The organism is Rhodococcus sp. KRD175 (assembly GCF_017168275.1).
In the GTDB taxonomy this organism is placed as follows: Bacteria; Actinomycetota; Actinomycetes; order Mycobacteriales; family Mycobacteriaceae; genus Rhodococcoides; species Rhodococcoides fascians.
In genome coordinates, this window is sequence record NZ_JABFAQ010000002.1 from 82,302 (window position 1) to 102,639 (window position 20,338).

The 20,338-nt window shown below is 64.6% G+C and carries 23 protein-coding genes; 15 read left to right on the forward strand and 8 right to left on the reverse strand.

Annotated features, from left to right (window positions below; all coding sequences use genetic code 11):
* Position 1: 1 nt before the first annotated feature.
* Genes J1M81_RS01030 through J1M81_RS01040 form a run of 3 tightly spaced genes read right to left on the reverse strand, consistent with a single transcriptional unit; the run spans position 2 to position 2,634 of the window.
* Positions 2-829, reverse strand: a complete 828-nt coding sequence (locus tag J1M81_RS01030) for a metal ABC transporter permease (protein ID WP_205912357.1) — start codon at positions 827-829, stop codon at positions 2-4.
* Positions 830-877: 48 nt separating this feature from the next.
* The gene (locus tag J1M81_RS01035; RefSeq protein ID WP_052053322.1) at positions 878-1,675 is read right to left on the reverse strand and encodes a metal ABC transporter ATP-binding protein; all 798 of its coding nucleotides are present in this window, start codon (positions 1,673-1,675) and stop codon (positions 878-880) included.
* A complete protein-coding gene (locus J1M81_RS01040) occupies positions 1,672-2,634 on the reverse strand; it encodes a metal ABC transporter substrate-binding protein (RefSeq protein WP_371831400.1) in 963 nt (320 codons plus the stop codon). Before J1M81_RS01040 ends, J1M81_RS01035 begins: the two co-directional genes overlap by 4 nt.
* A 103-nt stretch (positions 2,635-2,737) precedes the next feature.
* Between J1M81_RS01040 and J1M81_RS01045 the strand changes: the two genes are divergently transcribed.
* From J1M81_RS01045 to J1M81_RS01060, 4 genes are all read left to right on the forward strand, one after another.
* Positions 2,738-3,706: a bifunctional riboflavin kinase/FAD synthetase gene (locus J1M81_RS01045; RefSeq protein WP_027496763.1), complete on the forward strand. Its 969-nt coding sequence runs from the start codon at positions 2,738-2,740 to the stop codon at positions 3,704-3,706.
* A gap of 136 nt (positions 3,707-3,842) precedes the next feature.
* Entirely contained in the window at positions 3,843-4,112 is a 270-nt protein-coding gene (gene rpsO / locus J1M81_RS01050; RefSeq protein WP_027496764.1) for a 30S ribosomal protein S15, read from the forward strand.
* A gap of 393 nt (positions 4,113-4,505) precedes the next feature.
* The gene (locus tag J1M81_RS01055; RefSeq protein ID WP_027496765.1) at positions 4,506-6,767 is read left to right on the forward strand and encodes a polyribonucleotide nucleotidyltransferase; all 2,262 of its coding nucleotides are present in this window, start codon (positions 4,506-4,508) and stop codon (positions 6,765-6,767) included.
* Between the two features lie 94 nt (positions 6,768-6,861).
* The gene (locus tag J1M81_RS01060) at positions 6,862-8,121 is read left to right on the forward strand and encodes a pitrilysin family protein (protein ID WP_241257602.1); all 1,260 of its coding nucleotides are present in this window, start codon (positions 6,862-6,864) and stop codon (positions 8,119-8,121) included.
* Here J1M81_RS01060 and J1M81_RS01065 read toward each other — a convergent pair.
* Positions 8,102-8,674, reverse strand: coding sequence for a TetR/AcrR family transcriptional regulator (locus tag J1M81_RS01065; RefSeq protein ID WP_206497473.1), 573 nt, complete (start codon positions 8,672-8,674; stop codon positions 8,102-8,104). The two genes, J1M81_RS01060 and J1M81_RS01065, sit on opposite strands and share 20 nt — an antisense overlap.
* A 53-nt stretch (positions 8,675-8,727) precedes the next feature.
* Here J1M81_RS01065 and J1M81_RS01070 point away from each other — a divergent pair, with 53 nt between their 5' ends.
* Positions 8,728-9,402, forward strand: coding sequence for a 1-acyl-sn-glycerol-3-phosphate acyltransferase (locus tag J1M81_RS01070; RefSeq protein ID WP_206497474.1), 675 nt, complete (start codon positions 8,728-8,730; stop codon positions 9,400-9,402).
* Positions 9,399-10,196 (forward strand): SDR family oxidoreductase, encoded by a 798-nt coding sequence (locus tag J1M81_RS01075; RefSeq protein WP_206497475.1) that lies wholly within the window; start codon positions 9,399-9,401, stop codon positions 10,194-10,196. Before J1M81_RS01070 ends, J1M81_RS01075 begins: the two co-directional genes overlap by 4 nt.
* A 19-nt stretch (positions 10,197-10,215) precedes the next feature.
* On the opposite strand, the gene J1M81_RS01080 is transcribed toward J1M81_RS01075, so the two are convergent.
* Together J1M81_RS01080 and J1M81_RS01085 are read right to left on the reverse strand one after the other, a co-directional pair.
* A complete protein-coding gene (locus tag J1M81_RS01080; protein WP_206497476.1) occupies positions 10,216-10,959 on the reverse strand; it encodes a polyprenol monophosphomannose synthase in 744 nt (247 codons plus the stop codon).
* Positions 10,960-11,045: 86 nt separating this feature from the next.
* A complete protein-coding gene (locus J1M81_RS01085; RefSeq protein ID WP_206497477.1) occupies positions 11,046-11,813 on the reverse strand; it encodes a 2-phosphosulfolactate phosphatase in 768 nt (255 codons plus the stop codon).
* Between the two features lie 71 nt (positions 11,814-11,884).
* Here J1M81_RS01085 and J1M81_RS01090 point away from each other — a divergent pair, with 71 nt between their 5' ends.
* Together J1M81_RS01090 and J1M81_RS01095 are read left to right on the forward strand one after the other, a co-directional pair.
* Positions 11,885-12,319, forward strand: a complete 435-nt coding sequence (locus J1M81_RS01090; protein WP_032366446.1) for a hypothetical protein — start codon at positions 11,885-11,887, stop codon at positions 12,317-12,319.
* Between the two features lie 125 nt (positions 12,320-12,444).
* Positions 12,445-13,902, forward strand: a complete 1,458-nt coding sequence (locus tag J1M81_RS01095) for an APC family permease (RefSeq protein WP_027496772.1) — start codon at positions 12,445-12,447, stop codon at positions 13,900-13,902.
* 2 nt (positions 13,903-13,904) lie between these two features.
* Here J1M81_RS01095 and J1M81_RS01100 read toward each other — a convergent pair whose 3' ends face one another.
* Positions 13,905-14,180 (reverse strand): hypothetical protein, encoded by a 276-nt coding sequence (locus tag J1M81_RS01100; RefSeq protein WP_027496773.1) that lies wholly within the window; start codon positions 14,178-14,180, stop codon positions 13,905-13,907.
* Between the two features lie 100 nt (positions 14,181-14,280).
* Here J1M81_RS01100 and J1M81_RS01105 point away from each other — a divergent pair, with 100 nt between their 5' ends.
* Both J1M81_RS01105 and J1M81_RS01110 read left to right on the forward strand, forming a co-directional pair.
* The gene (locus J1M81_RS01105; protein WP_206497478.1) at positions 14,281-14,916 is read left to right on the forward strand and encodes a hypothetical protein; all 636 of its coding nucleotides are present in this window, start codon (positions 14,281-14,283) and stop codon (positions 14,914-14,916) included.
* An 89-nt stretch (positions 14,917-15,005) separates the two neighbouring features.
* Positions 15,006-15,455, forward strand: coding sequence for a chemotaxis protein CheY (locus J1M81_RS01110; protein ID WP_051365375.1), 450 nt, complete (start codon positions 15,006-15,008; stop codon positions 15,453-15,455).
* Position 15,456: 1 nt separating this feature from the next.
* Here J1M81_RS01110 and J1M81_RS01115 read toward each other — a convergent pair whose 3' ends face one another.
* Positions 15,457-16,170, reverse strand: a complete 714-nt coding sequence (locus tag J1M81_RS01115) for an aquaporin (RefSeq protein WP_206497479.1) — start codon at positions 16,168-16,170, stop codon at positions 15,457-15,459.
* Between the two features lie 290 nt (positions 16,171-16,460).
* On the opposite strand from J1M81_RS01115, the gene J1M81_RS01120 reads away from it, so the two are divergent.
* From J1M81_RS01120 to nuoE, 5 genes are all read left to right on the forward strand, one after another.
* Positions 16,461-16,820, forward strand: a complete 360-nt coding sequence (locus J1M81_RS01120) for an NADH-quinone oxidoreductase subunit A (protein ID WP_027496775.1) — start codon at positions 16,461-16,463, stop codon at positions 16,818-16,820.
* 71 nt (positions 16,821-16,891) lie between these two features.
* Entirely contained in the window at positions 16,892-17,446 is a 555-nt protein-coding gene (locus J1M81_RS01125) for an NADH-quinone oxidoreductase subunit B family protein (RefSeq protein WP_027496776.1), read from the forward strand.
* The gene (locus J1M81_RS01130) at positions 17,443-18,147 is read left to right on the forward strand and encodes an NADH-quinone oxidoreductase subunit C (protein ID WP_196249491.1); all 705 of its coding nucleotides are present in this window, start codon (positions 17,443-17,445) and stop codon (positions 18,145-18,147) included. Before J1M81_RS01125 ends, J1M81_RS01130 begins: the two co-directional genes overlap by 4 nt.
* On the forward strand, positions 18,147-19,445 hold the full coding sequence (nuoD, locus tag J1M81_RS01135) for an NADH dehydrogenase (quinone) subunit D (RefSeq protein ID WP_032366449.1): 1,299 nt from the start codon (positions 18,147-18,149) through the stop codon (positions 19,443-19,445). Before J1M81_RS01130 ends, nuoD begins: the two co-directional genes overlap by 1 nt.
* On the forward strand, positions 19,442-20,338 hold the full coding sequence (nuoE, locus tag J1M81_RS01140) for an NADH-quinone oxidoreductase subunit NuoE (protein ID WP_206497480.1): 897 nt from the start codon (positions 19,442-19,444) through the stop codon (positions 20,336-20,338). Before nuoD ends, nuoE begins: the two co-directional genes overlap by 4 nt.

Genomic DNA, 20,338 nt, shown 5'->3' on the forward strand with positions numbered 1-20,338 from the left:
CTCACCCGGCCGGAGCCACCGTCACCTGTCCTCGGCGGCGCAGAGCGCGCGTGACGATGCCCTGCGCCGGGCTGAACAGGTACGCCAGCACGAACACCAGGCCTTGGGCCAGCACCACGCTGCCACCCGAGGAGACGTCGAGATAGAAACTGGCGTAGATACCGACCAGGGCGCAGCCCACCGAGATGGCGGGGGCAATCATCAGCATGCGGCCGAAGCTGTGGGTGAGTAGGTATGCGGTTGCGCCGGGTGTGATCAGCATGGCGACGACCAGGATGACGCCGACGGCCTGTAGCGCCACGACGGTCGTCAGCGCGAGCAGCGTCAACATCGCGGCCGAGATCACGCTCGGATTGATACCGACCGCGCGAGCCTGCGTGCGGTCGAAGGCGAACAGAGTGAAATCGCGACGCTTGATCACCATCACGGCCAACGCCAGCCCGCCGAGCACGAACACCTGGATCATGTCCGACTGCGACACCCCGAGCAGGTTTCCGAACAAGATGTGGTTGAGGTCGATCTGGCTCGGAAACTTGGAGATCAGGACGACGCCGAGGGCGAACAACGTGGTGAACACGACGCCGATCGCGGCGTCCTCCTTGACGATGGTGGTGTTGCGAACCACCCCGATGGCACCGACCGCGATGAGTGCGAACAGCAGCGCGCCGATGGCGAACGGCGCACCCAGCAGATAGGACAGGGCGACGCCGGGGAGTACCGCGTGCGATACGGCGTCCCCCATCAGTGACCAGCCGATGAGTACGAGCCAGCAGCTCAACACTGCGCAGACGATCGAGGCGGTGACGGTCACCAACAGCGCACGCTGCATGAAGGTGTATTCGAGAGGATTGACGACGAAGTCGATCAGGTACACGGTTCAGCTCACTTCCGACGTTGGAGAGCTCGCGCCCAGTTCGTCGATCTTCGACGGGTCCATGCCGAAGGCCAGTGCCAGGTTCTCCGGGCGCAACACCTCGGCTGGACTGCCGTGCATCAGGACCCGCTGCTGCAGCAGGATGGCCTCGTCGCACAGTTCCGGAAGGGCGTGCAGATCGTGGGTGGACACCAGGACGGACGCACCCTGAGCGGCCAGTTCTCGGAGGAGTCGCGTGATCGTCGCCTCGGTCTTCTTGTCCACTCCTGCGAACGGCTCGTCGAGGAGCAGCAAGGACGCTTCCTGAGCGATGGCGCGGGCCACGAATGCCCGTTTGCGCTGTCCGCCGGAGAGTTGCCCGATCTGTCGATCGGCGAGCTCGGTGAGATCGACTCGTCTCAGGGCCGCGTCCACCGCAGCTCTGTCTGCCGCACGAGGGGTTCGGAGAAAGTTCTGTTTGCCGTAACGACCCATCATCACCACGTCCCGGACGCTGATGGGGAAGGTCCAGTCGACCGATTCGGCCTGGGGCACGTAGCTGACCGTCCCGGCTTTGCGGGCCCGGGCGGGGTCGCCGCCGAAGACCGTGATCGAACCGGCATCGGTCTTGACGACGCCCATGATGGCCTTGAACAGCGTCGACTTACCCGATCCGTTCATTCCGACCAGGCCGCAGACGCGTCCGGGTGCGAGGGTCAGGCTCGCGCCGACCAGCGCCACGACGTCTCGGTACCGAACGTCGACGGCGTCGACGGTCAGCGCGGCGCCGTCCCGGTTCGCACCCGAGATGTGCCGGGTCATCGCGTGCCCACCAACGCGTCGGCGATCAGCCGCGCGTCGTAACGCAGCAGGTCGAGGTAGGTGGGCACGGGTCCGTCGGCGGCGCTGAGGGAGTCGACGTACAGCTTTCCGCCGAAGCGGGCACCCGTGTCCTCGGCGACCTGGAGCTGAGCCTTGTCCGAGACGGTCGACTCGCAGAAGACGGCAGGCACGTCGTTGTCACGTACGAAATCGATGGTGCGGACCACTTGTTTGGGTGTCCCTTCCTGTTCGGCATTGACCGGCCACAGGTACGCCTCCTGCAGGTCGAAGTCGCGGGCCAGATAGCCGAACGCGCCCTCACACGTCACCAGAGCACGTTGCTGCGCCGGAAGTTGGGCCAGATCGGATTCCAGTTCGTCGCCGACCGACCGCAGCTCGGTGATGTACGCGGCGGCGTTGGCACGGTATTCCTCGGCATGGGCAGCGTCGAGCGCCACGAACGCGTCGGCGATGTTGGTGATGTAGGTCTCCGCCACGACCGGCGACATCCAGGCGTGTGGATTGGCCTTGCCCGCATACGCGTCGTCGCGGATGTAGACGGGTTCCACGTGTGCGCTGACGACCGCGTGCGGTGCGGGCACCCGCTCGACGAACTTCTCGAACCACGCCTCGAGTCCCAGACCGTTGTCCAGGATCAGATCGGCGCTTTCGGCAGTGCGTAGGTCGCCGGGTGTGGGCTCGTACCCGTGAATCTCGGCTCCGGCCTTGGTGATCGACTCCACACGGAGATGGTCGCCTGCAACGTTCGCGGCCATGTCGGCCAGCACCGTGAACGTCGTCAGCACCAACGGTCTGCCGTCGTCCATCGACGTCGGCTCCTCGTCGTCGACCGTGCGAGCGCATCCGCTCGACGTCGCTACCAGCAGTCCCGCCACGGCCCAGCTCGCAACGATTCGACCCACGCGAGATCCGCGAGATCGAAGAAATAAGTTAGGCACCCCGAAATATTTACCGTGGGGACACCCTTTTGTCCATACCTGCCGCACGCGACACGCCTGTCCGAGGATGACCGAGCGGCCGCCGGGCCGTAGGCTTCGCGGTGTGCAGAGATGGCGAGGTCTCGACGATGTACCTGCCGACTGGGGCCGATGTGTGCTCACGATCGGTGTGTTCGACGGCGTTCACCGCGGACATGCGCAGTTGATCGGTAGAGCAGTGGCCGCAGCTCGGGAACGCGGCGTACCCAGCGTGCTCATGACCTTCGATCCCCACCCGATGGAAGTGGTCCGTCCGGGTAGCCACCCCGCGCAGTTGACGACGTTGACCCGGCGTGCCGAACTGGCCGAGGAACTGGGTATCGACGTGTTCTGTGTCATGCCGTTCACGCCCGAACTGATGAAACTCACCCCCGAGCGATACGTGCACGAGATCCTCATCGAACGCCTGCACGTTGCGGAAGTGGTCGTCGGCGAGAACTTCACCTACGGGAAGAAGGCGCTCGGGACGGTCCCCATGCTGCGCAAGATCGGCGAACGGTCCGGCTTCGCGGTCGACGGAGTCAACCTGTTGGCCGAGCATGCCGTCACGTTCTCGTCCACCTACATCAGGTCGTGCGTGGACGCCGGGGACGTCGCGGCAGCAGCTGCAGCGCTCGGCCGCCCGCATCGCGTCGAGGGTGTCGTCGTGCACGGCGACGGACGCGGCCGTCAAATGGGCTATCCCACAGCCAATGTCGCTCCGCCGATGTACTCGGCCATACCGGCGGACGGGGTTTACGCCGCCTGGTTCACCGTGCTCGGTCCGGGTCCGATCATGGGGACGGTCACTCCGGGGGAGCGGCACCCGGCGGCGGTGTCGGTGGGCACGAATCCCACGTTCTCGGGACGCACCAGGACCGTCGAGGCGTTCGTGCTCGACGGCGAGGGAGACCTCTACGGGCAGCACGTGGCCGTCGACTTCGTCGAGCGACTGCGCGGAATGGAGAAGTTCGATTCCATGGAGGCTCTCGTGGAGGAGATGGGCCGGGACGCCGACCGGGCCCGCTCGATCCTGGCCGCCAGCGCAGCCTGATAGGCTGACTCCTCGGTGTTCGCTGCGGTCCGCGGCGGCTGCACCGGCTTCGATACCGCCCGGATGATTATGCATCGTCCACGGCGGGGCCCGTTGCTTCCTTTCACGCGGACGTCATTGATCAGGAGTAGTACCAGTGGCATTGACCACCGAACAGAAGAAGGCCGTTCTCGGCGAGTACGGCTTGCACCCCACCGACACGGGTTCGCCCGAGGCGCAGGTTGCAATGCTCACCAAGCGCATCGTCGACTTGACCGAGCACCTCAAGATGCACAAGCACGATCACCACTCCCGCCGCGGCCTGTTGCTGCTGGTCGGACGTCGTCGTCGTCTGCTCAAGTACATCGCGAAGGTAGACGTCACTCGCTACCGTTCGCTCATCGAGCGTCTGGGTCTGCGTCGATAATTTCGATCGACGCGAGGATGTTGCCGATGCATGGTTCGACGCGCCGGTGTACACCCGACTCGCAGCAATAGTGCAGTAGCCAACGAGGCAGTGCTTAGACTGTTCCTCGTTGGCTTTCTGTGTTTGTACCGCAACATCAGGATAGTCAGCACGACCAGCGGATACACGGTATCCGCACACCGCCGTGTATGCCTGTCACGCCGTGGTGTCGGTCTTCGGTAGTGGCTTTTCGGATACGAGATCCGGAGGGCTTCGATCGATGGCCGCCTCCGCGCAGCCGCGTCCCGAGACGAACTCTCGGAGATGGACGGCACAGGTATGCCGCCACAGCCAGGAGGGCTGGTGGTGTGTCCACGCGGGCACGGCAAAGACGAGAGGACGAGAACAGAACACATGTCGGACACCACAACATTGGACGCCGAAGAAGGCGTCTACGAAGCAACAGCGATCATCGACAACGGCTCTTTCGGTAAGCGGAGCATCCGCTTCGAGACGGGTCGCCTCGCACAGCAGGCCGCAGGCGCAGTCGCCGCGTACCTCGACGAGGACACCATGCTGCTGTCGGCAACGACGGCGGGCAAGCACCCCCGTGAGGGATTCGATTTCTTCCCGCTGACGGTCGACGTCGAAGAGCGCATGTACGCCGCGGGCCGTATCCCCGGATCGTTCTTCCGCCGCGAGGGCCGTCCGTCCACCGACGCCATCCTCACCTGCCGCCTGATCGACCGGCCGCTGCGTCCGACGTTCGTCGACGGACTGCGCAACGAGATCCAGGTCGTCATCACGGTCATGAGCCTCAACCCGGCCGATCTGTACGACGTCGTCGCGATCAACGCCGCGTCGGCATCGACCCAGATCGCCGGCCTGCCGTTCTCCGGTCCGATCGGCGGCGTTCGCGTCGCGCTGATCGACAAGCAGTGGGTTGCGTTCCCGACCAACGAGCAGCTCGAGAAGGCCGTGTTCAACATGGTCGTCGCCGGCCGCATCGTCTCCGGCTCCGGTGCCGACGCCGACGTCGCGATCATGATGGTCGAGGCCGAGGCCACCGAGAACGTCATCGAGCTCATCGAGGGCGGCGCTACCGCACCCAACGAGGCAGTTGTCGCCGAGGGCCTCGAGGCCTCGAAGCCCTTCATCGCAGCCCTGTGCACCGCACAGCAGGAGCTCGCGTCCAAGGCCGCCAAGCCGACCGGCGACTACCCGGTCTTCCCGGCGTACCAGAGCGACGTCTTCGAAGCCGTCGAGAACGCCGCGAAGATCCCGCTCAACGAGGCACTGACCATTGCCGGCAAGGCCGAGCGCGAGAACAAGCTCGACGAGGTCAAGGCTCAGGTCCTCACCTCGGTCGGAGACAGCTTCGCCGGCCGCGAGAAGGAGATCGGTGCCGCGTTCCGCGCACTGACCAAGAAGTCGGTTCGCCAGCGCATCCTCACCGATCACTTCCGTATCGACGGCCGCGGCATCACCGACATCCGGTCGTTGTCCGCCGAGGTCGCGATCATCCCGCGCACCCACGGATCTGCCCTGTTCGAGCGCGGAGAGACCCAGATCCTGGGTGTCACCACCCTCGACATGGTCAAGATGGCGCAGCAGGTCGACTCGCTCGGGCCCGAGACGTCCAAGCGCTACATGCACCATTACAACTTCCCGCCGTACTCCACCGGTGAGACGGGCCGCGTCGGTTCGCCGAAGCGTCGCGAGATCGGTCACGGCGCACTCGCCGAGCGCGCTCTGCTGCCGGTGCTGCCCAGCCAGGCCGAGTTCCCGTACGCCATCCGCCAGGTCTCCGAGGCATTGAGCTCCAACGGCTCGACCTCGATGGGCTCGGTCTGCGCATCTACTCTGTCGCTGCTCAATGCCGGTGTGCCGCTGCGTGCCCCGGTTGCCGGTATCGCGATGGGCCTCGTGTCCGACGAGGTCGACGGCGAGACTCGCTACGTCGCCCTCACCGACATCCTCGGTGCCGAGGACGCGTTCGGCGACATGGACTTCAAGGTCGCCGGAACCAAGGACTTCGTCACCGCCCTGCAGCTCGACACCAAGCTCGACGGCATCCCCTCCAAGGTGCTCGCCGGCGCGCTGTCGCAGGCCAAGGATGCTCGCACGACGATCCTCGAGGTCATGGCCGAGGCCATCGACACCCCGGACGAGATGAGCCCGTACGCACCTCGCGTCACCGCAATCAAGGTGCCGGTCGACAAGATCGGCGAGGTCATCGGGCCCAAGGGTAAGATGATCAACTCCATCACCGAGCAGACCGGTGCCAACATCTCGATCGAAGATGACGGCACTGTCTACGTCGGTGCAGCGGACGGCCCGTCCGCACAGGCCGCGATCGACATGATCAACGCCATCGCCAACCCGCAGTTGCCGAAGGTCGGCGAGCGATTCCTCGGAACCGTCGTCAAGACAACGGCTTTCGGTGCATTCGTCTCGCTGCTCCCGGGCCGCGACGGACTGGTGCACATCTCGAAGCTCGGTAACGGCAAGCGCATCAACAAGGTCGAGGACGTCGTGAGCGTCGGATCGAAGTTGCGCGTCGAGATCGCCGATATCGACAACCGCGGCAAGATCAGCCTCGTTCCCGTCGAAGACGACAACGCGGCTGCTCCCGCCGACGCTCCCGAGGCACCCGCCGAGGTCAGCGCTGAGTAAGAAGCAAGCGAGTCGAACGGTACGTCCCCTCGGGACGTACCGTTCGGCCGTTCCAGAGACCAGCGGCACCGATACGGGCGTTCGACGCACGACTCTGCCCGGCGGCCTTCGGGTCGTCACCGAGTTCGTTCCTGGGGTCCGCTCGGCCTCGGTCGGTGTGTGGGTCGGCGTCGGCTCGCGCGACGAGCAACCCAGCGTCGCCGGTGCAGCGCACTTCCTCGAACATCTGCTGTTCAAGTCGACTCCGACGCGCAGTGCACTCGAGATCGCTCAGGTGATGGACGGTGTCGGCGGAGAGCTGAATGCGTTCACCTCGAAAGAGAGCACCTGCTTCTACGCGCACGTGCTCGACGAGGACGTCGCGCTCGCGATCGATCTCGTCAGCGATGTGGTGCTTCGTGGTCGGTGTAGATCGGCAGACGTGGACGTCGAGCGGCAGGTCGTACTCGAAGAGATCTCCATGCGGGACGACGATCCCGAGGATCTCCTGGGAGATGCCTTCCTGGAAGCGATGTTCGGTGATCACCCGATCGGGCGTCCGATCATCGGATCTGTCGAATCCATCGAATCGATGACCCGTTCCCAACTGCATTCGTTCCATGTTCGCCGCTATACGCCGCAACGGATGGTCGTCGCCGTCGCAGGCAACGTCGATCACAAGCAGATTGTGTCCTTCGTACGTCGCGCCTTCGCGGGTCATCTGGAAAAAGGCCTGCGGCCGGCCGAAAGGCGTAGCGGTACAGCGCGATTGCGGCAGAATCCGACGCTGAGCCTGACCACCCGGGACAGCGAACAGGCGCATCTGTGCCTGGGCGTACGGGCGTTCGGACGTCACGAAGGACACCGCTGGGCATTGTCGGTACTGAATTCTGCTGTCGGCGGTGGGCTCAGTTCTCGCCTGTTCCAGGAGATCAGGGAAGAGCGCGGACTGGCTTACTCGGTGTACTCCTCGGTGGATACGTTTGCCGACAGCGGGGCGTTCTCGGTGTACGCGGGATGCCAGCCGGAGAACCTGGGCGAGGTCACCACGGTGATTCGCGAGGTGCTCGCCAAGGTTGCGGCCGAGGGCATCACCGATGCCGAGTGCGCTCGCGCCAAGGGTTCGTTGCGCGGTGGATTGGTGCTGGGACTGGAAGATTCGGGCTCTCGGATGAACCGTATCGGTCGCAGCGAACTGAACTACGGCAATCACCGAGATATCACCGACACCCTGGCGCGTATCGACAGTGTCGGCAACGACGAGGTGCGTGAGGTCGCGGCGGTGTTGCTCGACCGGCCTTTCGGTGCCGCAGTGGTCGGCCCCTACAAGAACGTCCGCCAGCTGCCGGCGTCGGTCAAGTCTCTGATTCGCTGACGTTCCTGATCGCGTCGCGCACTGCGCATCGGATCAGGTCCGGCACCGCCGAGGTGTCGGTGATCGGCTCGAACGCTCGGGTGGCGTGGAGCGCCGCAATTCCGTGCACGGAGGTCCACAGTCTCAGCGCTGTGAACTGTGGATTCTCCGGCACGACGGCATCGAGTGTCGAGGTGAGAGCCTCGAACAGGGGTCGCGATTGTCCGCGCAGATTCTCGCCGGAGCCCTCGAGCAGGTCGTGTCGAAAGATGAGCGCGAACATCGCGGGGCGCTGCGCCGCGAACTGCACGTACGCGTGCGCCATCGCATCCAGTGCATCTCGGGGCGCATCCGACTGCTGTGCAGCAGAATTCAGTGCGGTCTCGAGATCGACCAGACCGACTCGGGCCACGGCCGCGGCCAGTGCGCTCAGCGTCGGAAAGTACCGCCTGGGAGCGCCGTGCGAAACACCGGCCTCGCGAGTGACCGCTCTGATGGTCAGCCCTTCCGGCCCTTCGCTGTCGAGTAGGCGTACACCCGCGTCGATCAGCCGCGTCCGGAGGTTGTCTGGCACGTAGACATTGTCTACTCTCGGCCTTGCTGTTGTCCAGCCGAGAGGATCGATAGATGTGGTACCTGCTCTTGAAATATGTCCTGATCGGCCCGGTTCTCCGAGTTCTCGGCCGTCCTTCGGTGGTCGGCGCAGACAATATCCCGAAGACGGGACCGGTGATCATCGCCGGCAACCACCTGACCGTCGTCGACTCGTTCTTTCTCGTCCTCCTGGTTCGTCGCCGAGTCACGTTCATCGCCAAGAGCGAGTACTTCACCGGCCGGGGAATCAAGGGTGCGGCGCTTCGTTGGTTCTACAGCGCGACAGGTCAGGTTCCCGTCGACCGCCGCGGGGCAGGTGCTTCGGCTCCGGCGCTCGATGCCGCGAAAAACATTCTGCGACAACGGAAGGTGTGGGCGGTGTACCCGGAGGGGACGCGATCTCCCGACGGCCGGTTGTACAAGGGCAAGACCGGGCTGGCAAGAGTAGCGCTCGAGACGGGAGCGCCCGTCGTGCCGGTGGTGATGCACGGGACGCTCGGAGTCAACCCGGTGGGCTCGAGGATGTGGCGGCCGGGCAAGGTGCGCATGGTCGTCGGCGAACCATTGAATTTCACGAGATACGCAGGGGGAGAAAACAGTAAAGCCATTCTGCGGGCGACCACCGATGAGGTGATGGCAGCGCTGGCGAACCTGTCGGGGCAGGACTACGTCGACGTGTACGCCGCGACAGTGAAGGACGCGGCATGACGTCGGACGCGCAGGCACGCGGAAGAACAGTCCTCGTCACCGGCGTCGGTCGGAGGGAAGGAATCGGCTTCGCCATCACCCGCAGATTGCTGCAGGACGAGCGCGCCCGCGTCTTCGCGCAATCATGCGATGCCTACGACGCCAGTGAACCGTGGGGAGTGGGAACGCCGGGAGCGGTACAGGTTCTCGCCGAGTTGTGCACTGCGCCAAGCAGACTCGGGAATCTGGACATCGATCTCTCCGATGTCGAAGCGCCTGCCGTCCTGTTCGATGCTGTCGAATCCAGGTTCGGTGCCGTCGACTCGTTGGTGATCAACCATGCGCGATCACAGCTGGGCGAACTGGGTTCTCTGACGGCAGAGAACCTCGACCTGACGTGGGCGGTGAACGTGCGCGCGTCGTTGCTTCTGGTGCAGGAACTCGCGCAACGGTACGTCGATCATCCTGACGGCGGACGCGTCGTGCTGTTCACGTCCGGGCAGGGAGAGGGGCCGATGCCAACCGAGATTCCCTATGCGGTGACCAAGGGTGCCATCGCCGCGATAACACCGACCGTGGCCGATTCCCTGATCGAACGTGGCATCACCGTCAACACGATCAATCCGGGTCCGACCGATACCGGTTGGGCAAGTGCGGATCTGAACGAATTCGTAGAGCGTCACATGCCGCGCGGTCGGTGGAACTCACCAGAAGAGGCCGCAGCGGTAGTGGCGATGTTGCTCTCGCCCGATTCGGGTTCGATCACCGGACAGGTCATCGGGGCCGAAGGCGGATTCCGACGCTTCACGCCGTGATCACGGCGCGGTGCCTCGGTCAGAGCTTCTTCCGGTTCCGCAACAACTTCCAGGGCACCAAGGCAGATTCGAGCTGGACCGACAGGCTCATCTTGGATTCGCCCTCGCTGCGCTCCTCGAACGTGATGGGGACTTCGGCGAGCGTGAGCCCGTGTTTGACGGTGCGGTAGTTCATCTCGACCTGGAACGCGTACCCGTTGCTCTCCACCGACTCAACGTCGATCGTGCGGAGCGTGCGGGCATGCCATGCCTTGAAGCCGGCGGTGGCGTCCTTGACTCCGAGACGAAGAATCGTGTTCACGTAGAAGTTGGCCCACGCCGACAGCGCCTTGCGGTGCCACGGCCAGTCCGCCGCGACCGAACCGCCGGGGACGTAGCGCGAACCCAGCACGACCGCGGCGTCGGTGCTCCGCAGCTTGTCGATCATCGCCGGAATCACCTCGGTGGGGTGCGACAGATCGGCGTCCATCTGGATCACGATGTCGGCTCCCTCGTCGAGGGCCCGTGTCATGCCGGCCACGTATGCGCGGCCCAGACCGTTCTTCTCGGTGCGGTGCAGAACGGAGACCTCGAGGGGACCGTCGATGGCGAGTTTGTCGGCGATGTCGCCGGTTCCGTCGGGGGAATTGTCGTCGACCACGAGAACACCGAGCCCCTCGACCTTCAGCCCGGCCAGCAGTTCGACCAGCTTGGGGAGGTTCTCGCGTTCGTTGTACGTCGGTACAACGACGGTGGTCTTCGGGGCGACTCGTTCCGTACTCACCACCGTATGATCCGTGATTCCGTGTTCCGATCAAAATTTCGGACACGATCGGCCGCGTCGGTGCGGGTTTCGGAGGCCCGATGGGGCTATCGGCCTCGGTGCTCGACGAAGGTATCGCCGCGCAGTATCGGCACGCAGGAACTCGAACCGACTTCGGCGGCGATGTCGACGTCCTCGGGGTGGCCCATCGCTATGAGCTCCCGCCCCGAGCCGCATCGCCGCAGCTCGGTAGCTATATCCGCCGCGGCCGCGTGCCACGCGGTCGCAGCGACCACCGCCTCGGGGGATGGATCGAACAGTCCGGACTCCACGAGCGGTGCCAGCACGGCTCCGGCACCCCACAAGTCCTCCACTGCGGGCCGCAACGACGAATCGGGCCATCTCTCACCGGCGGCTATGACGGCAATCACGCTGTGGGGATGGTCATCGACGACCCACTGCGCGATCGCGGCGGCGTTGCGGAGCGATGCGCCCACGCACGTGTCGACCCGGGCGGCGAGTGCGTGGGCGATCGTGGAACCGTTCGGCGACGGCAACACGAGTCGACTCGGTGGCGGTGCGGCGGCGCGCACGGTGGCAGGACACAAGCTGATGTCGCCCGGCGTGGCAACCGAACGGCCGACTGCGAGAACGGCGTCGTGTTGCTCGGCCAGGTGGGTGGCACGGTCGTCGCGCCATCGGCTGGGTACGACCTCGATTCCGGCGTCCACCGCCACCGTCAGAGTGGTCGTGAACGACAGGACGTCCACGACGACGGCGATGTCGGCACCGGCGACCACAGCGTCGATCGCGGACAGGCCCCACTCGAAGCGCAATGCGCAGTCGTTCTGAGTGTGGGCGGAGTCGACCGGCATTGCGGAACCGTAACCAACATTGTGTCCGGTGCTACGTTCGGCCCGGACAGCGGACCCAAGGGGAGGCGCGGATGCAGCTGGAGATCGACACGAAAGTGATCGTGTTCGCGTCGGGTGTGTTGCTGATGTGGGCGTTGGCGCTCGGAGTGCTCAAGTACCACCAGATGTCCACGTCGAGCGACGGAACCGCGCACCGATACGTCGACATCGCGCATCGGGCAGCGTTGATGTACTCCTTCGCTGCGCTCGTTCTGGCGGCTCTCGCGCACTACAGCGCCTGGCCGACGGTGGTCGACCTGACCGCAGCGGTGGTGGTGCTGGTGTTCTTCGTCGCCGCGATCGCCGGCTACACCGTGCACGGGATCCGGCGAGACACCGAGAATCAGTTCGTCCATCCCGTTCCGGGGACGCACCTGTTCATGCTCGCTCTGATCGTCGGCGAGATCGGCGGGACCGCGGTACTGCTGGCCGGATTTTTTGCCGAACAATTCTTGGGACGGTCCTAGTGTCGCTCGGTCCCGAGGACGGTTGTGACGCAAGCATTTCCGATTTGTCCGAATAACCGACAATCGCGAGAACAAACACCACCTTTCCTCCGGCGCGGAAACAGTGGATGGCTTAGCGTCGGGAAATGGGAATGTTTCGCACGAAGTCCGTCGACGAGATCGAGAGCGACGTCGACGACGAGGGGTCCGGCAGTCTGCGCAAGCAGCTCGGGTTACGCGACTTGGTCGGTTTCGGGGTCGGCATCGTCATCGGAACCGGCATATTCACGCTCACCGGTGTACAGGCCAAAGAAAATGCCGGCCCGGCGGTCGTGATCTCCTTCGTCATCGCCGGTGTCGTGAGTTTGCTTGCCGCACTGTGTTATGCGGAACTTGCATCGGCCGTGCCGACGGCGGGCAGTGCGTACACGTACGCGTACGCCACCCTGGGGGAGCTGTTCGCGTGGATCATCGGATGGGATTTGATCCTCGAATTCGCTTTGGGTGCTGCCGTTGTCGCTCGAAGCTGGTCCGGCTACCTCGCGGATCTCTTTTCTCTGCCACCCAGCTTGTTCACGGAGGAAGCGCCGGTGAACGTCGGTGCTGTTGCCATCGTCGCGGTGCTGGGCGTCATTGCCGCTGTGGGAGTCAAGGAGTCGGCGCGAGTGACCAACGTGCTGGTTCTGATCAAGGTCGCCATTTCGGTGTTCATCGTGATCGCCGGCCTGTTCTTCGTCCAGAAGTCGAACCTGGTTCCGTTCGTGCCCGAGTCCGTGCCCGCCGAGGCCGGTGGCTCGACGCTCGATCAGCCCCTGATGCAGGCCGTGGCCGGAATCGCACCCTCGGCGTTCGGATTTGCCGGCGTCGTCACCGCTGCAGCGGTCGTGTTCTTCGCCTACACAGGATTCGAGGCCGTTGCCAATCTCAGTGAGGAGGCCGAGCGGCCCGCCCATGATCTGCCTCGTGCACTGATCGGCACGCTCGTGGCATGCACGTTGCTGTACATGATGGTCGCGTTCGTCGTCACCGGCATGGTGAAATACACCGAGCTCGACGACAGCGCACCCATTGCCAAGGCGTTCGATTCTGTGGGCGCAGGCTGGGCGGGTGTTCTGGTCTCGATAGCGGCCGTCGCGGGTCTGACGTCGGTCATTCTGGTCGAGTTGGTGACCATCAGCCGAATCGGCTTCGCGATGGGCCGGGACGGTTTGCTACCCAAGTCGGTTGCGAAGGTGTCTCCCCGTTTCGGGACTCCGACCCGGTTGACCGTCGGCGTAGTGGTGTTCGTGGCGCTGCTGGGGGCCCTGGTACCGCTGAAAGAACTGGCCGAGATGGTCAGCATCGGAGCCCTGTTCGCGTTTCTGCTGGTCTCGGCGGCAGTGCCGATCCTGCGTCGGACCAAGCCGGATCTCGAGCGGCCCTTTCGGGTTCCGCTGTCTCCCGTCGTACCGATTCTGTCCGGGCTCTCGTGCGTCTACCTGATGGCCAACCTGGTGGTGGAGACGTGGATACGGTTTCTGGTCTGGTTGGCCCTCGGTCTGTTGATCTACTTCGCCTACGGGCGCCGCAATGCGAGGTTGGCGACCGAGGTGGTCGACCGATAGACCTACCGTCGGTCGAGGTAGAGCTCCGCCGTCTCCGTTGCCACGGCCGCGACCGCCGAGGCGAGGCCGGGCTCGAGATCCAGAGCCGTCGCGAGTGGCTCGCCGCGAAGATTCGACGATCGAAGCAACTCCCAGGCCCGCTCGACCAGTCGCACCGAGGTCGGATGGTCCAATTCCGGTCGGTTGGACCGCAGCGCAGTGGCCGCCCAGTCCGCGTCGAACGTCCCGTTGGGAGGTCCGAACACGCGTTCACCGGACGAATAGCTCGTGGGCTCCATGCTCGACGACGCTAGCAGGATTTGCGGCAGGTGGGACCGTGACCGAACTGCGGCCGATCGACACTATCGAACCGATCGGTTTCATCTGTACGGTGAGTCGATGAGCGAGGGGTATCGCAGGCCTGTGGCGGCCGGGTCGGTCTTAACGCTACTGCTCGCTGCTGCGCTGCTCGTCGGTTGCTCCGCCGGTGAGGCCGCTCGCCCGACGCCCGATGCGTCGTCGTCACCGAACTTCGAGACCGCCACCGGCTCGCTCGTGGTCGGTGACCCGTTCACCGCGCCGACCGCCCCGACCGAAACACTGCCGCCGGTCGTGCCGGGACTGTCGCTGGAGGGAGTCGGTCAACCCTCCGGCTCACCCGTGGCGGTGACGGACGTGGTGTTGGGAGCCTCCTCCGTCGAGTATCGACTGGGCGGCAACGGGCCGGTGTCCTACACGGTGCGCTACGTCGACGAGGCCGTCCGATACGGAACCAGTGAGCCGGTCGCGCTTCCCGGGCGAGCCGTACTCCAGGTCGACATCGCCGGTACCTCGACCGAGCCGGATGTCACCGTCGTTCCGTATGCCGGGCCGGATCGGATTCGCAACGAGCCGGACTCCGCCGTGGTGGCAGTCGACTTCCTGGCCGATGCCGATGGAATCTCACAGTCCTTCGTCGCCGTGGCGTCCGACCGTCCGGACTTCGCGGTGCACAGCACCGAGGAACCGGCCGCCGTGGTCGTCACCATCTCCTGAGCTGCCGCCACACGACGTCGACGACGCGAAAGTACCTCTGCGACGTGCGTTCGGGCCCGGTCCACCGGGGGCCGCGCTACCATCGCGGTGTGTCCGACGCCACAGCGAGAGCAAGTTCGGCAGGTCAGGTGCATGTGCTCGTGTACAGCAGTAACGCGGCCACGCGCGCTCAGGTGATGTCTGCGGTGGGCACCCGGCCCGATCCGGCGCTCGGCGTCGTCGACTTCGTCGAGGTTGCCACCGCGGCCGTGGTCATCGAGCACTTGGACGCAGGTGGAATCGATGTGGCGATCCTCGACGGTGAGTCCTCGCCCGTCGGCGGACTGGGTTTGGCAAAGCAACTCAAGGACGAGATCGACGACTGCCCGCCGGTGCTGGTGCTCATCGGACGCCCCGACGACCGGTGGTTGGCCGACTGGTCGCGCGCCGAGGCCGCAGTTCCCCATCCAGTGGATCCGATCCGACTCGGGCGCGCGGTGGTCGATCTGCTGAGGCAGCACTCGGGTCGCGTCGGTGCCAGGGTCTCTCGATCGCGGTAGATCAGACCGTTTTCTCCGATGCGGGCACCGTCAGCACGAACCGGTGGATCGAGCCGGCGACAGCAGCTCCGAGCACGGGGAACACCACGAACACCCACAGTTGTGACAGGGCAGGGCCGCCGGCGACGAGGGCGGGGCCGAGGGACCGAGCAGGGTTGACCGAGGTCGAGTCGATTCCTATGCCCAGCAGGTGAACCACGGTCAGGGTCAGGCCGATCGGGATGCCGGCCGCCACGACGGGGTGAACGGTGGGGGCCGTGGTGGCGAGTACAACGAGGACGAGCAGGCCGGTCGCGATCGTCTCGAACACCGCGACCGACGCCAAGCCGTACGCTCCGGGCGAGGAGCTGCCGAATCCGTTGGTGCCCAGACCGTCCGACGACATGTCGTACCCGGGACGGCCTGATGCGACCAACAGTACGACCAGCGCGCCGATCACTGCACCTGCGGCCTGGGCGGCGATGTAGAACGCAGCCTTGATCGGGGTGATGGCGCGAGCTATCAGGGCTCCGATCGTCACGGCCGGGTTGATGTGGCAGCCCGAGATCGGGCCGATCGCGTAGACGAGGGCAAGCAGTGTGAGTCCGAACGCCAGGGCGATGCCCGGGGTTCCGACGGTGTCGCCCGTGATGACGGCGGTGCCGACGCCGAATATCACGAGCAGGGCAGTTCCCAGTCCCTCGGCGGCGAGCGCCGAGACGGAAATCGACTTCATCGTCTCTCCTTAGTGATGGCGGCAGCCCGGGTCGGGTGGCCGGAAATGTTCGGTGATTGGTCGTCCCTCGCGGTGTGGACCGCATGTGAGGCGAGAGTGATGTGAATCACATAGATGAGTGGGTCCGAGGGTGGGTGGCCCATGCGCGTCAACGGTTTACGAAACTGGACTGCTCGAAATCCCGCGAGATCCACACCGAACCCATACTGTGTGGTTCAGGTCACATTGGTACGGCCGTCGCATTTACTTTCGCGGCGGCGCGGTCGTCGATCGAGGGAGCGGATGCCCGAATGAACGCCTACGTTCCGATTCTCGTCCTGGGTGCCGTCGCAGTCGCGTTCGCGGTCTTCTCGGTGATGGTCGGCACGATGGTGGGACCCGCCCGATACAACCGAGCGAAGTTCGACGCGTACGAATGTGGAATCGAACCCACGATGCATGCGCCTACGGGACAACGATTTCCGGTGAAGTTCTATCTCACCGCGATGCTGTTCATCATCTTCGACATCGAGATCGTCTTCCTCTATCCCTGGGCCGTCCACCTCGACGTTCTCGGTGCGTTCGGGCTCGTCGCGATGGCGTTGTTCGTCGTGAACGTGTCGGTGGCCTACGTGTACGAGTGGCGGCGAGGCGGGCTCGGTTGGGACTGACCACACGATCTCGGATACGACGACGGCACGATGCACTGTTCTCATTCTGCGGAAGCGAAAGAGCGTGATCGATGGGACTCGAAGAGAAGCTACCCAGCGGATTCCTGCTGACCACCGTCGAGGGGTTGGCCGGATACGCACGTAAGGGCTCGCTGTGGCCCGCCACCTTCGGGCTCGCATGTTGTGCCATCGAAATGATGGCCACCACGTCCGGCCGTTTCGATCTCGCGCGATTCGGAATGGAAGCGTTTCGCGCGTCCCCCCGGCAGGCGGATCTGATGATCGTGGCCGGCCGCGTCAGCCAGAAGATGGCTCCGGTGTTGAGGCAGGTCTACGACCAGATGGCAGAACCGAAATGGGTTCTCGCCATGGGTGTCTGTGCATCCTCGGGCGGAATGTTCAACAACTACGCGGTGGTCCAGGGAGTCGACCACATCGTGCCCGTCGACATCTATCTGCCCGGGTGCCCGCCTCGGCCCGAGATGCTGCTCAACGCAATCCTAGAGTTGCACAAAAAGATTCAGCAGATGCCGTTGGGTGTGAACCGGGAACAGGTGCGAGCGGCCGCCGAGGCGGCCGCACTCTCGTCCACCCCGACGATCGATCTGAAGGGTTTGCTCCGATGACGGCGCAGCCGCCGGGTGGGATGTCTCAGCCGCCAGGAAAAATGTCTCAGCGGCCACGCGGGATGTTCGGGGTTCGCGGTAGTGGCGACACGTCGGGCTACGGTCGATTGGTGCCGCCGGCGGCAGCCGAGGACACCGCGACGCGGCCCTACGGCGGCTACTTCGATGCCCTCGTCGATCGGTTGGCCACCGTCCTTCCGGCCGTGAATCCCGTCGCTACGTTCGACGCCGCCGTCGAACGGGTGGTGATTCATCGCGGCGAATTGACGCTGCATCTGGTGCGGGAGTATGTGCCTGCCGTCGCCCAGGCGCTACGGGACGACGAAGAATTGCGATTCGAATTGTGTACCGGCGCATCGGGTGTGCACTATCCGGACCTGGTCGGCCGGGAGTTGCACGTTGTGTACCATCTGGTCTCCATCACGCACGGCCGTCGGCTCCGACTCGAAGTTGCCGTCCCCGACGACGATCCACACAGTCCGTCGCTGTGCGGGGTGTATCCCACCAACGATTGGCACGAGCGCGAGGTCTACGACTTCTTCGGCATCGTCTTCGACGGTCACCCTGCATTGACGAGGATCGAGATGCCCGACGACTGGGTCGGTCACCCACAACGCAAGGACTATCCGCTGGGCGGAATTCCCATCGAGTACAAGGGCGCTCGCGTCGCGCCTCCCAACGAGCGCAGGTCGTACAACTGATGAGTGCAACGGACGAAACCATCTACGCGGTCTCCGGACAGGACTGGGACGACGTCGTCGAGTTGGCCCGCGGATCGAGTACCGAACGGATCGTGGTCAACATGGGCCCGCAGCACCCGTCCACCCATGGTGTGCTGCGGTTGATTCTCGAAATCGAGGGCGAGACCGTCACCGAGGCTCGTTGCGGGATCGGGTATCTGCACACGGGAATCGAGAAGAATCTCGAGTACCGAAACTGGACCCAGGGCGTCACGTTCGTCACCCGCATGGACTACCTGTCGCCGTTCTTCAACGAAACCGCATACTGCCTCGGCGTAGAGAAGCTACTGGGTATAACCGACGACATTCCCGAGCGCGCCACGGTGATCCGGGTGATGCTGATGGAGCTGAATCGCATCTCGTCGCATCTCGTCGCATTGGCCACGGGCGGAATGGAATTGGGAGCGGTCACCGCGATGCTGTTCGGGTTCCGTGAGCGCGAGCTGATACTCGACGTCTTCGAGGCCATCACCGGGCTGCGCATGAACCACGCCTACATCCGGCCGGGCGGACTGTCGCAGGACCTACCCGAGGACGCGGTCGGCAGAGTACGTGAGCTCCTTCGCGTGCTGCCGGGACGCCTGCGCGACCTCGAACTCATGCTCAACGACAATCCGATCTGGAAAGCCAGAACCGAGAACGTAGGTTATCTCGATCTCACCGGATGTATGGCGCTGGGCGTCACCGGTCCGGTGCTGCGTTCGACCGGACTGCCCTACGACCTGCGACGGTCCGATCCGTACTGCGGGTACGAGAACTACGAGTTCGACGTGGTGACCGACACCGGATGCGACTGCTACGGGCGATATCTGATTCGCGTCGAAGAAATGAAGGAATCGCTCAAGATCGTCGAACAGGCCCTCGACCGCCTGCGTCCCGGGCCGGTCGTCATCGACGACAAGAAGATCGCGTGGCCGGCCGAGCTGGTCTCGGGACCCGATGGCCTGGGCAACTCTCAGGAGCATGTGCGGACCATCATGGACACCTCGATGGAATCGCTGATTCACCACTTCAAACTGGTGACCGAGGGAATGCGGGTCCCGGCCGGCCAGGTGTTGTCCTCGGTGGAGTCGCCGCGAGGGGAGCTCGGGGTACACATCGTCAGCGACGGTGGAACCAGGCCGTACCGAGTGCATTTCAGAGATCCGTCCTTCACCAACCTGCAAGCGGTGGCGGCAATGTGCGAGGGCGGAATGATCTCCGACGTCATCGCCGCGGTCGCCAGTATCGACCCGGTGATGGGTGGGGTGGATCGATGACCGCGCAGCCCCAGTCGGAACCGGTTCTGATTCAACTCGGAGCCCGGCCGGACGAACCGGTGCAACTGGCCACGCCGGGTGCACGAACGTCGTATCCCCCCGAGGTGCTCGCCCGGCTGCACGCCGACGCCGATATCGTCGTCGCGCGCTATCCGCAGGCCAGATCGGCCCTGCTGCCGCTGCTCCATCTCGTGCAAGCCGAGGACGGCTGCCTCACGCCCGCTGGAATCGAATTCTGCTCGGAGGTACTCGAACTCACCGGGGCGGAGGTGACTGCAGTCGCGACCTTCTACTCGATGTACCGACGCGAACCCACCGGGACGTACCGCGTCGGCGTGTGCACCAACACGCTGTGTGCTGTCATGGGCGGCGACGCCATCATGGACGCGCTGCGTGATCACCTGGACGTCGAGCACGGAGGTACCACCGAGGACGGCACGATCACCCTCGAACACATCGAGTGCAATGCCGCATGCGATTACGCCCCGGTGATGATGGTCAATTGGGAGTTCTTCGACAACAGCACCCCGTCGTCTGCGCGGGATCTGGTCGATGCACTTCGATCCGGCACCCAGGTCACACCGACGCGTGGAGCACCGCTGTGCACGTTCCGCGAAACCGAGCGGATTCTCGCCGGATTTTCCGACGATCGGCCCGAGGCACTCGAAGCGACCGGTAGTGCAGGCGATGCCACCCTGGCCGGACTGCGATACGCGCGCGAACACGCGATGTCGGCACCCGAGGCCGGGGCACGACCGAACGACGATCACCCGGACGTCGGCGCCGCGGCCGCACCGGAGACGGTGCGAGACAAGCCCGCACCGGCACCCTCGGCGACTGTGCCACCACAACCGAACACCACCGAGACCGATCCACCGACGAACGGAGCGTGA

Excerpts from the sequence above, each read along its gene's own strand:
- J1M81_RS01030 (WP_205912357.1), bottom strand. The coding sequence starts at position 829 with ATGCAGCGTGCGCTGTTGGTGACCGTCACCGCCTCGATCGTCTGCGCA.
- J1M81_RS01035 (WP_052053322.1), bottom strand. The coding sequence starts at position 1,675 with ATGACCCGGCACATCTCGGGTGCGAACCGGGACGGCGCCGCGCTGACC.
- J1M81_RS01055 (WP_027496765.1), top strand. The coding sequence starts at position 4,506 with ATGTCGGACACCACAACATTGGACGCCGAAGAAGGCGTCTACGAAGCA.
- J1M81_RS01070 (WP_206497474.1), top strand. The coding sequence starts at position 8,728 with ATGTGGTACCTGCTCTTGAAATATGTCCTGATCGGCCCGGTTCTCCGA.
- J1M81_RS01075 (WP_206497475.1), top strand. The coding sequence starts at position 9,399 with ATGACGTCGGACGCGCAGGCACGCGGAAGAACAGTCCTCGTCACCGGC.
- J1M81_RS01085 (WP_206497477.1), bottom strand. The coding sequence starts at position 11,813 with ATGCCGGTCGACTCCGCCCACACTCAGAACGACTGCGCATTGCGCTTC.
- J1M81_RS01090 (WP_032366446.1), top strand. The coding sequence starts at position 11,885 with ATGCAGCTGGAGATCGACACGAAAGTGATCGTGTTCGCGTCGGGTGTG.
- J1M81_RS01095 (WP_027496772.1), top strand. The coding sequence starts at position 12,445 with ATGGGAATGTTTCGCACGAAGTCCGTCGACGAGATCGAGAGCGACGTC.
- J1M81_RS01100 (WP_027496773.1), bottom strand. The coding sequence starts at position 14,180 with ATGGAGCCCACGAGCTATTCGTCCGGTGAACGCGTGTTCGGACCTCCC.
- J1M81_RS01105 (WP_206497478.1), top strand. The coding sequence starts at position 14,281 with ATGAGCGAGGGGTATCGCAGGCCTGTGGCGGCCGGGTCGGTCTTAACG.
- J1M81_RS01115 (WP_206497479.1), bottom strand. The coding sequence starts at position 16,170 with ATGAAGTCGATTTCCGTCTCGGCGCTCGCCGCCGAGGGACTGGGAACT.
- J1M81_RS01120 (WP_027496775.1), top strand. The coding sequence starts at position 16,461 with ATGAACGCCTACGTTCCGATTCTCGTCCTGGGTGCCGTCGCAGTCGCG.
- J1M81_RS01125 (WP_027496776.1), top strand. The coding sequence starts at position 16,892 with ATGGGACTCGAAGAGAAGCTACCCAGCGGATTCCTGCTGACCACCGTC.
- J1M81_RS01130 (WP_196249491.1), top strand. The coding sequence starts at position 17,443 with ATGACGGCGCAGCCGCCGGGTGGGATGTCTCAGCCGCCAGGAAAAATG.
- nuoD (WP_032366449.1), top strand. The coding sequence starts at position 18,147 with ATGAGTGCAACGGACGAAACCATCTACGCGGTCTCCGGACAGGACTGG.
- nuoE (WP_206497480.1), top strand. The coding sequence starts at position 19,442 with ATGACCGCGCAGCCCCAGTCGGAACCGGTTCTGATTCAACTCGGAGCC.